The organism is Faecalibacterium sp. BIOML-A4 (assembly GCF_009679665.1).
In the GTDB taxonomy this organism is placed as follows: Bacteria; Bacillota; Clostridia; order Oscillospirales; family Ruminococcaceae; genus Faecalibacterium; species Faecalibacterium taiwanense.
Genome location: NZ_WKZG01000022.1, coordinates 1 through 13,451, shown reverse-complemented (window position 1 = coordinate 13,451; position 13,451 = coordinate 1). Strand labels below are relative to the sequence as shown.

Genomic DNA, 13,451 nt, shown 5'->3' with positions numbered 1-13,451 from the left:
TAAAACGAGAAAATGCTTAATTGTTCTCCTCAAAGTTCTCTACCTGTTCCATGACCTTTTTGAGAACTTCGGGGCTGTACTGCGGGGGATATCACGCTTTTCAAAGAACGAGCCGGAGTTGCGCGCAGCGCGCAGATAATCCCGGCAGTTAAACAAAATCTAATCAAGGTTGAGAGCTTTTTCTTCAGCCTTCGTCTTTGCCATGGCGTTTTTCTCCAATCTGAAAATTACAAATTGCGGACAAAAAGGACGCATTGTTGTGGCAAGCAGTGCAAGCTGGTACCAACTTGCAATTTTTGAATCCGATTTCTAAAAATCAAATTCAAAATGCTTGTTGGGCTGTGCCCAAACCCCTTGTGTTCTGCATCCAGTGGATGCAGGCTGCACATTTTTGAAAAATGCTTTTTAATCTGAGTGCCGATGCCTGTGGTATCGGCACTTTTTGCACAGATGGATTCCCGGAAGCAGAAAATAGTGCTATGCAGCACATCCGGGATTGTGCTATACTTGATTTACATAAACTTGTTTGTCCTAAAAAGTTGGAGGTGTTCATGGCAACACGAACCATTTGTTTTCCCATATCCGGCTATCCCTATTGCAGAGAACAGCCGGTGACATTCACATGGATAAAAGGCAGCAAGCGGCAGAATATCCGTGCCGTCCATGATGCCGTCCATACAACAGACCCTGATGTTTCGATTCTGGAAGTCAGCTCTGCATCCGTTCAGCCGGAGGGTGAAGCTGTTTCTTCTCTGCGGCTTTTGCTGCATCTGGATTCTGTTGCGCAGGATGTACCCATCAGCACGGTTTTTGAAGCCACCAAAGTGTTTGAACATGGTGGGCCATTCGCTGACCTTCTGACCTGTGAGCCACCCAAAGTCCATAAGGACACTCGGCTGCGAACCAGTGGAGAGCTGCTACGTTACTCTCTGGAAGGAAACGAGTATCCGACAGAGCCGTACATGGATTCGTTCTTTGAGTGGCTCTACTGCCGTGCGTTGAAGCAGTTCCCGGAAAAGGCGGAGCCGCTGAGCAGATATAATGCTTTTTCTGATATTGCTGCCGCAGCGGATTCTAAAAAGTATTATGGCGATTCCTCACGGGCGGCTGCGATTTATGTGGGACTTGCAGCGGCAGGAAAACTTTCGTGCATCGATTCCTATGAATTATTTATTGCTGAGGTCTATACGGAGCCGAAACCTTTGCCCAAGTCTGGAAAATCTGAGGCTGCTTCAAAAATGACACCCGAAGTTTCTGCACCAGCAAAGGAGACTCCGGCAGACGAATTGCCGCAGCCCGATAACGCAAATGCGGAAGTGATTCCGGACGCTGCGCAGATGGAGCATATCCTTGAGCTGCCCAAAGCGACCTGTCTGCTTCTCTCTTTGGCAAAAAATGCTGGCCTTTCTGCAAATAGTTCCAGTGAGCTGACATATAAGGGAAAGGAATTCCTTCTTGACGCTTATCAGATAGCGCTGAAAAATAAAACGCTCCAAATCAATATCCAAAAGAACAAAATCACATTTCCGATGGAGGAACCGGACAGCGGATTTCATGCAGTTGGTGTGTTGACCCGTTCGCCTGCTTGGGAATACGGATGGAAGTTTAACTATCTGACTGAGAATACATCCGGTGCAGAAAAGTCCGAAGTTAAAGAAAAAATCCCTCCGAAGCCTTTGACCGCATTGGAGCATCTGGAACGCTGTGGGTATAGAATCGTTCAGCAGGTCGTACCGAAAAAACTTCCGCCGATTGCCGTTCAGCGGATGGCATGGAAAACAGGCGAAGCTCTTTGCGACCCGGTAGTGGTGGATTTCTTGCAGTTTATTCGGACACATATGCAGAGTGACGGCTCTTTTTCGTTTCGTATCCCAAAGGGTACTTCCAAGAATTCGTTTGCCACACTTTCGGAAATCGCTCAGACGTGGGATAAAATGGGACTTTTTGCATCCATTGTGATCTATCCGCAGAATATCGTCTATGAGCTTGCGCAAAATGAGACTGTCCGGCATTTCCTGAGCGGGAAGTGGCTGGAACTTTTTGTGGAGCATCAGGTTCAGCAGATTTTGAATCGCTATCAGGAGGAGCAGGGTGCAGAAGTTTCGGTTTGCTCCAATGTGATTCTTTCAGAAGCGGCATCCGCAGGGAGCACGCATGAACTGGATGTCGTATTCTCCATCAACGGAAAATTCTTCTGGGTGGAAGCCAAATCGTCCAGCCGAAGTATTGATTATGGAAAATACGCTTCTCTATGCGAAAAGCTGAAAGTAACCTCCGACCGACTGCTTTTGGTCAACAGTGATTTGTCCGTTGAGGAGTGTGAAGGCGTTTCTTACTTCTGGAATTATCGTGTTGCAAATTGTGCAACGATCACGCAGGAACTGGAAAGCATGATTGCTAAACAAATTGAAATCACCGCTGCTCTGAGTACAGACTGAGTAATAAGCAAAAAAGCCCTGAGAACCCTGCCGGATAAGCGGCAAAGTTCTCAGGGCCGTATTGTTTTATCGGATCTGCTCGACTTGCTTGGAGTCCTTTTCCTCCGCAAAGAACAGTTCCACATTTTTCTGTGCTTTTACGATTTCCTGCATCTCATCCCGTGCCTTTCGGTACTCCGGGTAGAGTGCTTTTTTCATGGTGAGCAACGCAGAATACTCTGCATTCAGGTCTTTCACTTTGGGCAGCTTTTTCAGGCCGGATTCATTGAAAGCGGCTTTCGCCGTCTTATGCAGCGTGATTTCCTCCCGGTGTGCTTCCAGAAATTTGGAACTATACCCGGATTTGCGGTAGGCATCGTACACTGGCCGGGTCTTGGCGTAGTTGACGATGTGCGCACGGAGGACTGCAATCTCGGTCATACGTTGCTCTGCGGCCTTGATAGAATCGCCCAGTTCGTGATAGTGTGAAAGTGCAGCATCTGCAAGTTCCTTCAGCTCATCCGCACTGCTGATTTTCTGTTCCTGCAAAAAAAGCAACGTCTTGGACATTTCCTTCAGATTGTGCTTTTTCGCCCAGCGTTCGTAGCCGCCACCTTTGCCCTCGGCAAGTTTTGCTTGAATGTCAACCAGCAACTGGAACGGCTGCTCTTTGGGAGGTTGCTTCTGATGTGGGCGGTGTTCGGCTTTTCCGGCAATGACTGCTTTGATTTCATCCTCGCTGTACCCGGCACCCAGTGTCTTTAACCGGATAAAGCGTTTCTGCCGTGCGCCTTTAACGGAAGTGTATTTGCCGCGTTTGATTTCATAGCCCTGCTGTTCCAGCTTTTGCAGAAAATCTTCGTAGTCGGTGGGCTTCTGCTGCAAAATTTCGTCGATGACACCGCACAGTCGGTCGCGGTTGCTTTCCCTTGGCGGGTAAGTGATACGCTTCTGCCGCTCCCGATAAGGCTTCTTTTCAATTACGGAAAGCTGATGCTCCAGACAAATCAGGTCGCTTAACCGCTGCACTGCCAGCCCGGAAAAGAAAAAATCCCGAAATTTCCGGGTACCATCCAAAGCGGTCGAATTAAAGATAATGTGATTGTGGATATGCTCCCGGTCGGTATGAGTGGCAACGATAAAAGCGTGTTTGCCTTTCAGAAAGCGGGAGGCCAATTCGTAGCCAACTTGATTTGCTTCCTCTGCTGTGATTTCGCCGGGTCGGAAGGATTGCCGTATCTGATAGGCGATGACATTGCTTTTCTGGCTGCGCCCGGTGGCTTGCTCGTATAGCTTTTTTGTGAGCATGAACTCCTCATCCACGGTAAGCGGGCTGCATTGATAGCTGCTGACAAGTTCGCCCCTTTCAGTCTTGTCGGGATTCTGCGCATAATCAGTGCGGTCTTTCAGGCAGGCGGCGATAGATTTTCCTTTGTGCTGATGCAGTGCAATCAGACGAGTAGCAGCCAGAGCAAATCACCCCCTAAATGAAAAAGCCGCCCGAAGGCGGCAAAAGATTCAAAATCAAATCACGTCCCGGAGCCAACCGCTGAATCGTTCAACGCCCGCCACCATCGCAGTTGCGCTGACAAAAAGAACAAAGCAGAGAAATTCAGCAACCAGCAGAATCAAAAACTGATCCCAAGTCTGGCGGTAGACGGTGTAGATGCCGCAGCCAAAGATATACAGCATCAACGGCGCGACAACATAGCTGGACAGAGTGAGCAGCCACTTTGCCATCAGAGCCAGAAAAGCCACAAACAGAGAGACCGGGGCAAGCACCATTTTGAACAGAAACCTCATATCGAACACCATCCTTCCTTTTTCCGCCCCAATTATAAAGGTATCGGCTACTGCCTTGCAAGGATGTCAACCGTTATGTAAGCCCGCAGTCCTCCTGCTGCGGGATTTTTTTAGAGTTCCGAAAGTTTGGCGAGAAGTTGCTTGCCGATAGCTATCAGCTCATCCAACCGACTACGCAAGTCCTCTAAATCGGCGGCATAGAGCTGCCCGCTTTCATTGGCCCGTTTCGCCACCTGATTCAGGTTGTTGCTGCAATTCTGAAGAAGGTACGCCATCCGACGCAGCTGTGGTAAATCAAGATTCAGGCAGTAACCATCCAGAGCCATTTTTCGCAGATAAGAGCCAATGCTCAAAATACCGCAACTTTCCATCTTCTGACGAATGCGTTCCAGTTCGACTTTGCTGACACGAAAATGGATCTGCTGGTCACGGTGCTCCGTCACCGGGCATCACCATCCTTATCCAAGTAAGATTTGAATGGTCGGACAGGCTCCACTTTATCAGCCTTTTCTTCCAGAGCTGCCAGCACAGAGGGGCGGGCATCCGGCTTTTCTTCCGCTTCGGGTTCTGTCCGGCTGGACTGATGCTCCATGTTCAACAGCGCATCCAATTCTGCAAGGCGGGCAGATTTGGTTTGCAGTTCTTCCTCCTGCGCAAACGGCTTGGCGATTTCAACCTCTGCGGCCTGCTTCTGCTGTTCCAGAGAATCCAGTGCGGCATCAGCATCGGCAATGCGGTCGGCAAAATTGCCGATGGCATTGTCCAGACGGACGATGTTGCCGCGAGGGTCATCGCCCAGCGGTACCGGATAACTCAGCTCGCCGCGGAGAACGATTTGATGCTCATTCTTGAAACTGTCAAAGCGAATGTTCAGCTCAAAGCCGCGATAGGTGCCCAGCAGCATCATATCCGCATTCGGCATCTCCTTGCAGGCGAGCATCAGCCGCTCACCAGCTGCTTTTTTCTCATCGAACACCATGCCCTTGATCGTCATGCCGCAGAAGTTCTCCTTATCCTGCGGGTGTGCGTCTGCGATTTGGGCATCGTTTTTCAGAGCCGCAATACGGTTCTTCGCTTTCTGAATTTCCTCCGGGTAATGCTTGAGCAGCTTATCTTCCAGACGATATTTCTGGTTCTGGTAATCCGAGCGCAGCACCTTGAGCTTTGCTACCTGCACATCCAGATCCATCTTTTCCCGGATGCGCGGGTCGCCTGCGCATAAGGCCTTGACCTCGGCATACGAAAGAGCCTGCTCATCCACATCATCACAGGAGCGCATCGGAGATTTGCTCGTCATGATCTGCGAAATAAACTTCTGCTTGTTTTCCAGCGTTTGCCAGAGGTAGGCGTCGAATGTCCCCTCCGTGACGTAATTATAGACGTAAACTTGTTTGTTTTTGTTGCCCTGACGGATGATTCGGCCGTTGCGTTGGGTCATATCGGACGGTCGCCAGCCTACATCCAGATGATGCACAGCCACCAGCAGGGTCTGGACATTGGTGCCTGCGCCCATCTTTGCAGTGCTGCCCAGCAGGACACGCACCTTGCCGCTGCGGACTTTGGAGAACAAATCCGCTTTCTTACCTTCAGTATCAGCGTTGTGGATGAACTCGACCTCCGATTCCAGCACCCCGGCGGCAAGCAGCTTTGTGCGAATATCATCGTAGACATTGAACGAGCCGTCTCCCTTGGGCGTGGACATATCGCAGAAAATCAGCTGCGTCAGATTATCCTCTTTGGTTTCGTTCCAGATACGCAGAACATTGTCGACGCAGGCATTCAGCTTGCTGTCCGGGTCATCCGGGGTGAGCGGATTCATCAGCCGCTGGTCAAGGCCGATTTTACGTCCGTCCGAGGTGATCTTCAGCATATTGTCCACCGAGGGGTCAACCGCACCGCTATGCACCTCAGCAGCACGTTCGCTCAGGGATTTCACCATGTCCTGCTGGATCTCCGATGGTTTGACCACGACAGTTTCAAACTTGGCTTCCGGAACAGGCAGATGCAACTGGTCGGAAGTCTTGATGTCCGCTGCCTCCTTGAACATATTCATCAGCTCCGGCAGGTTAAAGAACTTGGCAAAACGTGTGCGCGCACGGTAGCCGGTTCCTTCCGGCGCAAGCTCAATGGCCGTGGTGGTCTCGCCAAACGTAGAAGCCCATGCATCAAAGTGGGTCAGTTGTTTCTGCTGGAGAGTGCTGTACTGCAAATAGCGCATCAGGGTGTACATTTCCGTCATGGAGTTGCTGATGGGCGTTCCCGTTGCGAAAATCACGCCGCGCCCGCCAGTCACTTCATCCAGATAACGACACTTGCCGAACATATCGCTGGACTTCTGTGCTTCGGAGGTAGAAAGGCCAGCAACATTGCGCATCTTGGTGTAAAGATATAGGTTCTTGTAGTTCTGGCTCTCGTCCACAAATAACCTATCTACGCCTAATTGTTCAAATGTGACCACATCATCCTTGCGGTCGGTGGACTGTAGCTTTTTCAGTTTCACCTCCAGTGTTTTCCGTGTCTTTTCCATCTGTTTCACGGTAAAATGCTCACCGGACTGTTCCTTGGCCTCTGCAATGGCATTTTCGATTTCCTCGATCTGATCTTCGATAATCCGTGCCTGCCGTTCCGCAGAAAGAGGGATTTTCTCAAACTGCGAGTGGCCGATAATGACGGCATCGTAGTCGCCGGTTGCGATGCGGGCGCAAAAACGCTTTCGATTGGCGGGTTCAAAGTCTTTCTTGCTGGTAACGAGCAGCTTTGCATTGGGGTATAGCCGCAGGAACTCGCTGGCCCACTGCTCGGTCAGATGGTTGGGCACCACGAACAGGCTTTTCTGACACAGGCCCAAACGCTTGGATTCCATTGCCGAAGCTGCCATCTCAAAACTTTTGCCGGCACCCACCTCGTGGGCGAGCAGGGTGTTCCCACCATAAAGCACATGAGCAACTGCATTGCGCTGATGTTCCTGCAGATTGATCTCCGGGTTCATACCGACAAAATGGATATGGCTTCCGTCATACTCGCGGGGCCGGGTACTATTGAACAACTCGTTATACTGCTTCACCAGCAGATTCCGCCGCTGCGGGTCTTGCCAAACCCAGCCTGCAAAGGTATCCTTGATGGCCTGCTGCTTCTGCTGGGCAAGCATCGTCTCCTTCTGGTTCAGGACACGCCGCTCTTTACCATCCTCCTCAATGGTATCATAAATGCGGCAGTCCCGCAAATTCAAGGTGTCCTCCAAAATCTTGTAGGCGTTGGCCCGATGGGTGCCGTAGGTTTCGGTGGACATGATATCATACATTCCGGCGGCAGATTTGTTGCCGATGCGCCATTCGGACGTAAATGGAGAGTAGCGGACTTGGATCAGGTTGTTATAGCGGATGCGGTAGGGCGGCTGAAAAGTCTCCATCATAAACTGCTGCACAATGGCGGGATTCAGCCATGTGGCACCCAGTCGGATGTCGATTTCTGATGCTTCAAGGTCCTTCGGCTGCGCTTTGGTCAAAGCCTCCACATTGATCTTGAACTCCGGGTGGCTTTCAGCGGCAAGCTGAGCCATGCGCAGTTTATTCCGCACATTGCCGGAAAGATACTCGTCCGCAGTCTGCCAGCCTGCTTCCGGATCATCTGCATCCGCAGAAGGGTCTTTGAAAATCACGCCTTGCAGCTCTGTGGTAATACGCTCATAATCGCCGGGAGAGCCGAGAAGTTCCGCCATATAGGGCAGATCAACACGGCCATGTTCTCCAATGGACACTGCCAGTGCTTCGCTGGGGGTGTCCACGCTGGTGACGGTGCGCTCCGGGCGAATCGTTCGCTTGGTGAACATATCCGCCTTGCTTTTGAGCTGTTTATTCTCATCGAGATTTTCCAAAGAGCAGAGCAGATAGTAGGAAGAATCATCCTCAAACAAACGCCCATTTTTGCGGTCGTTGAGCAGACCGTATTTTGCGGTAAAAACGTCATAAGCTGTGTTCAGCTTTGCTTGGGTTGCCTTAATGTCCTCATCCGGGTAATCGTCCAGCTGCTCCTGAATCAGCTGGTTGACGATCTGCCGCAGTTCCACCATGCCGGTGACACGGGCTTTGGCATTATCGGACAACTCCACCTGCGTCATAATCGAATTTTCTCGGTAGTACACCTCACCGTCCACCACGGCATAGGAGAAATTCTTTACATCCGGGTCAGCGGGGAGCGTCTTGCGCTCGACTTCTGCATCCGCAACATCTGGTGTTTCCACCTCGACTTCAACATACTGGCCCTCAATATGCTGTACCGCTTCGGCAAGCTGGTCGGCCAGCACTGCGCCCTCAATGGGCACAACGGTCAGTTCCTCCCGTCCGTACTGGGTGCTTTCGGCGGTCAATTCACCCAGCACCATCTCCGGGTGGTCTACGAAATACTGGTTGATGGCAAAGCCGTCCTCGGTCTTGCCAAGCTGCACCCAGTCCGGCTCAATATCCGCAGGACGGTCACGCTTCTGCAAAAAGATAATGTCACTGACAACATCTGTGCCTGCGTTGGCACGGAACGCATTATTTGGCAGACGGATTGCACCCAGCAGATCGGCACGCTCTGCCATGTGCTTGCGGGCGGTGCTGTCCTTGCTGTCCATGGTGTAGCGGCTGGTGACGAACGCCACCACGCCGCCCGGACGCACTTGGTCGATGGCTTTCGCAAAGAAATAATTGTGGATGGAGAATCCCAGCTTGTTGTACGCCTTATCGTTGACCTTATACTGACCGAAAGGCACATTGCCCACCGCCAGATCATAGAAATCACGGCGGTCGGTGGTCTCAAAGCCAGCCACGGTAATGTCAGCCTGCGGATACAGCATCTTGGCAATGCGCCCGGTAATGCTGTCCAGCTCCACGCCGTACAAGCGGCTATCTGCCATGGTGTCCGGCAGCATTCCGAAGAAGTTGCCCACGCCCATGGACGGCTCCAAGATGTTGCCGCTGCGGAAACCCATGCGCTCCACGGCATCGTAGATACCACGGATAACGGTGGGGCTGGTGTAGTGGGCATTCAGCACGGAGCTGCGGGCGGCAGCGTACTCATCCTCGGAGAGCAACCCTTTCAACTCCGCATACTCTTTCGCCCAACTATCTTTGCCGGGGTCAAAGGCATCTGACAGACCGCCCCAGCCCACATACTGGGAAAGCACCTGCTGCTCCTCGGCGGTGGCACCACGGTGCTCCTGTTCCAGCTTGAACAGGGTGCAGATGGCTTCAATGTTCCGGGCATATTTCTGTTTTGCGCCGCCCTCGCCCAGATGTTCATCTGTGATGTGGAAATTCCCGACAGGTTCAGACTCAGGTTCTGCGTTGACGGCTTTATCCAAAGCTGCGGCATCCGGGAAAGTCTGCACTTCGCCGTCAATGACCGTTGAGATCGGCAGTTCATCCAGTTCTTCGTCAGACGGCTCCGGCTCGTCCTTGTCTGCTAAAAATTTTGCGTGTTCGACTTTGAGCCACTCGGCGGCTTCTCTGTCTGCAACTTCTTTTTTCAGATTTTCCAGATAAGATTCTGCCTGCTTCTCGTCAGAAAACTGTGGAACGGCGTGATTGGTTTCATAGTAGTCATCATAAAGATCATCCCAGATAGCAAAAAGCGGCATTTTACCGTCAACGACTTTTCGGACAGAGAAACGTTCGTATTCAGGCACTTCGGATTCCTTGGCGATGGCTTCTGCCTGCGCCAGCATTTTATCCACACGCTGAGCAGTCGCACTCTGTCGCAGCCCCTGCTCAAACTGCTGCTTGTTAATAACCTCATTGTCCCAAGACTGCCCGTGCGCACTGGTGTCGATGCGCACATCGGTTTCGCCAACATAGCCGATGGTACCTTCAATCGTTCTGGTGGGCAGGTCTACCACAACTTCATCCCCGACATTGTAGTTGGATGCTTCCTGTCTGGTAGCACGCTGTTCCTTTTCCTCATCTGTCAGATAGCGGTCGGACTGAATCATAAGGTCGATATACTTTTCCACCTGCGCCCATTTCAGGGTGATTTTCTGGTGGTCGGGGTAATGGTCAAATTCCAGTCCCTTCCAGTCGTGATTCACAAAACCCCGGCTTCCGTCCAGAAAATCGTGGGAGTGCCCACCGATGCCGTACTCCTTTGCCAACGCCTTGGCACGGAGTTTTCGGTCAGGCTGGGTCTGGTACAGTGCCATAATGCGTTGCTTGCCGCCTGCAAACCCTGAACCATGCCGCCGCAGCTCGTTCTCAATTTCAGCCTGCGACAAAACAAAAGCGGAGGGCGTTTTTTCGCTCTCCGCTTGGTCGATCTTCTCGATTTGCTGGGCTTCCGTAGGGATGTTCGCATCCAGAAAACTTAGCTGTAGATCAGCTCCGTCAGCACCAGTTCCTCGGCCTGCGCTTTCAGGCTGTTCATGTGCTGCACCCATTCCATTTGCCGGTTCTCCTTGTCCGGGGCCGAGGTCTGTTTCAGAAGCTGCTCCATGGTCTGCTGCATCTGGCTCTCTGCCGTCTGTTCCACCTCCATCAGGTGCGGGTACAGGCTCCCGTTCAGGAGCATCGTGTTGTACAGCACTGGGCGATGGTCTTTCAGGTACGTCCGGCGCAGCCTGCCGTATTTGCCCAGTGGCTTCCGGGGCTGGTTCAGGGTCAGGTTCGGGAGCTGGTAGTCCCCGACGGTCGAGTAGGTCACGTTCCTGCTGCTCAAATTCATATTGGCTCCTTTCTGCATTGCGGCGGCGAATGGTGGTTTTTACGGTGCGCTCAATTTGGCGTAAGACCTCCCGGCTCATGTCGCTGACGGCTGCGCCGAGGGCGTAGACACTATCCGGGGTGGAAAAATTGTAGACTGCCTGAAAATCGTCCTTGTCGAACCACCCGGCAGGCTCAATGCCGCAGCGTTCCAGCAGCGTGTAGGTGACGCTGATGGCGGCGGCAGACTTGAACTGCATCTCCACCCCGGCTTCATCATAATCCATCAAGAGCGAACCGTCAACGATGGCACGAATGTCCCCGCCGTTGTTGTCCCAGTAATCCGCCACCAGTTTCCCCGCAACATCCGCAAGCTGCTGGCTGACACGCTCTCCGCTGATGCCGTAGGTCTTGCTCAACATTTCCGAAACCGGCTGCACCAAATCGGGACCGAGCTGCCACACCTCCGGGTCACGGGAATTGCGGCGCACCCCGGTGTCGCTTACGTCAAAGACGTAGTGCAGCCGGGGGAATCCGCTGGATTCGTCCAGCAGGGCGATACCCTTGGCACCCCGGCGCACATAACGGTTCATCCGGTTGTTCCAGATGTCAAAGTCGGCGCAGGCGGTGGCATCCGGGCGCTGGGCGTAGATCATCAATTGGTCCGCAAAACTGTACTTGTACAGCCGGGAAGCGGTGGTCAGATAGTCCGTCCAGCTTTCCCAGTACCGGGTCAGACCATTCGCCGTGCGCTGGGCAAGGGCGAGATATTCTTCGGTTTTGCGTGGCATAGTGTTCCTCCCTTCGTTTTTTGAGCATAAAAAGAGCGGGCAACCGTTTTGTGGCCGCCCGCTGGAAAGTGTATCGAGATAAGATTATTTGCTATTGCCCTTTATGTACTTCATAACGCAGCACCCCATCACGATGACGGGAAGCACGGTTCGTAAACCGAGGTCGCCGACCCGCACATTTACATCAATCACAAGCCCTGCAAACCATGCCGCTAAAGTGAAAACAGTTGCCCATCCGTAATTCATAGAACTGTACTCCTTCCTATGTGAATATTCAAAACTCTCTTCTCAGCTTCAGCTTTCATAGCTGCCCGCAAGGAACTTACATTTATTCGACTCGAATGTTTACCGGATTCAGTGTAAGGTTGCCTCTGCCTACCACCTTATACCATTTGCCTCGTTCAAGTTTGATTCTTTCTGTTACACCCTGTGTAATATATCCGATTTTGTATTTTTCTCCAGTCTCAACATCGGTAAAGACCACATCAGTATCACAATCGCCGCTTACTTTTACAGTTCCCCAAAGTGGCTGTATTTGTTCTGTCTTTATAGTGCCTTCATCATCTGAAAGGGTGAAAGTATGGTTTCTTTGAATATTGATATAAATCATTACCAGAAAAACCGCTGCCAGACATAAGGCAAACTTTCTTGTTTTCATCGAAACACCTCCTGTAAATTCGGTTTTATCGAATCATATCACATAAGCGGACTCTTCAAACTTACAGCTCAGTTTCCACCGCAAGCTGCTCCTGCTTCTCTTTTTCGTCAGCGATTTGGACATCAACATCTTCGCGCATCTTTTTCAGAAGTGCAAGGACTCGCTTGATTTGACCTTTGGTATTCTCTACTCTGCTCTGTGCCTGATTGATGTGATCCAGAACTGCCCAGTCTGCAAAGAGCCCGTCAAAGAAGAAATCCGCAAATTTTAGAAAGCTGTCCACCGTAACCTGAAGGTCGGCGGCGATTTCAACATCGGAAAGTTCAGTTTTGAACCGCCGCAGTTCCACTTGAAGCTGTTCGATTTGTTCCTGCGCATCGTCCAGTTCCTCATACTTGGCAAGATCAGCCATCAAACCGCCGCCCATTACGTCCCATGTACTCCAGCCCTCGGCATTGTCGAGGGTTTCCAGAACTTCATTGACCGTATGCAGGGCGGTCTTTCCTGCGTTGATGGCCTCCAGCAGCTCCCGTTTTTGGACTTTCAGTGCGGCAATACGGCTTTCACTTTCCGCAACCAGCTGTGCGGCAGGGTGGGCAGATGCTTTGATGCTTTTGATTTTTTCGGAAAGAGCAGCTTGATACTGCCTTTCGCAATCGGACAGCCGTGCCAATCTATTTTGAATCGGCTCCAAGTCGGCATCAACGGAAGAAAGGTCATGGAGAGCCACATCGTACTTGACACGGGCTGCATAGGCTTCTTGCCGTTCCTTGTCCAGCTTCTCATCCATCTTTCCGATGACCTGATAGAAAAATGTGGCAAGGCTGTGTCCCTCCAGACGGTCCACGTCAGCCTGTTCCGCCAGCTTGGATTTTTCCAGCTTTTTCAGACGATCAGCAAGCGTATCTCTCTGGGCGGTCAGTTCTTTCTGCTTTGCTTCACAGTTCTTCTTTTCTGCGACCTGCTGCCAAAGTTCTTTCAATGTAGAATCACTCATATGGAATGTCCTTTCCAGGCATTACGTTTCTTCATTCAGAAGCTGGTTCAAAAAATGCTGCCGATTATTTACAAATGTTTTGGTGATAACGTAGCTGTCCGTATCTTCATA

General features: G+C 51.5%; 8 protein-coding genes and 1 pseudogene. 1 reads left to right on the top strand and 8 read right to left on the bottom strand.

What is annotated here, in order from left to right; genetic code table 11:
* Nucleotides 1–551: 551 nt before the first annotated feature.
* Nucleotides 552–2,438, top strand: coding sequence for a hypothetical protein (locus GKG34_RS13720; protein ID WP_206671449.1), 1,887 nt, complete (start codon nt 552–554; stop codon nt 2,436–2,438).
* A 66-nt stretch (nt 2,439–2,504) separates the two neighbouring features.
* Here the strand turns inward: GKG34_RS13720 and GKG34_RS13715 are convergent, their stop codons facing one another.
* The 8 genes and pseudogenes from GKG34_RS13715 to GKG34_RS13690 form a co-directional block, all read right to left on the bottom strand.
* Nucleotides 2,505–3,887 carry a relaxase/mobilization nuclease domain-containing protein gene (locus tag GKG34_RS13715; RefSeq protein WP_154256552.1) on the bottom strand — a complete coding sequence of 461 codons (1,383 nt, stop codon included), beginning with the start codon at nt 3,885–3,887 and terminating at the stop codon, nt 2,505–2,507.
* 54 nt (nt 3,888–3,941) lie between these two features.
* Nucleotides 3,942–4,220, bottom strand: coding sequence for a hypothetical protein (locus tag GKG34_RS13710; RefSeq protein ID WP_120021073.1), 279 nt, complete (start codon nt 4,218–4,220; stop codon nt 3,942–3,944).
* 110 nt (nt 4,221–4,330) lie between these two features.
* Nucleotides 4,331–4,663, bottom strand: a complete 333-nt coding sequence (mobC, locus tag GKG34_RS13705; protein WP_158388456.1) for a plasmid mobilization relaxosome protein MobC — start codon at nt 4,661–4,663, stop codon at nt 4,331–4,333.
* Nucleotides 4,660–9,519 (bottom strand): annotated as a pseudogene (locus GKG34_RS13700) (SNF2-related protein); the annotation flags it as partial. The gene mobC and the pseudogene GKG34_RS13700, both read right to left, overlap by 4 nt.
* A 1,040-nt stretch (nt 9,520–10,559) precedes the next feature.
* Nucleotides 10,560–10,916, bottom strand: a complete 357-nt coding sequence (locus GKG34_RS15960; RefSeq protein WP_242700930.1) for a TnpV protein — start codon at nt 10,914–10,916, stop codon at nt 10,560–10,562.
* Nucleotides 10,917–11,769: 853 nt separating this feature from the next.
* Entirely contained in the window at nt 11,770–11,931 is a 162-nt protein-coding gene (locus GKG34_RS15710; protein WP_170126684.1) for a hypothetical protein, read from the bottom strand.
* 82 nt (nt 11,932–12,013) lie between these two features.
* Complete coding sequence (locus GKG34_RS13695; RefSeq protein WP_112121586.1) at nt 12,014–12,343, bottom strand: hypothetical protein; 330 nt, start codon at nt 12,341–12,343, stop codon at nt 12,014–12,016.
* Nucleotides 12,344–12,404: 61 nt separating this feature from the next.
* Nucleotides 12,405–13,340 (bottom strand): hypothetical protein, encoded by a 936-nt coding sequence (locus GKG34_RS13690; protein WP_154256549.1) that lies wholly within the window; start codon nt 13,338–13,340, stop codon nt 12,405–12,407.
* Nucleotides 13,341–13,451 lie beyond the last annotated feature (111 nt).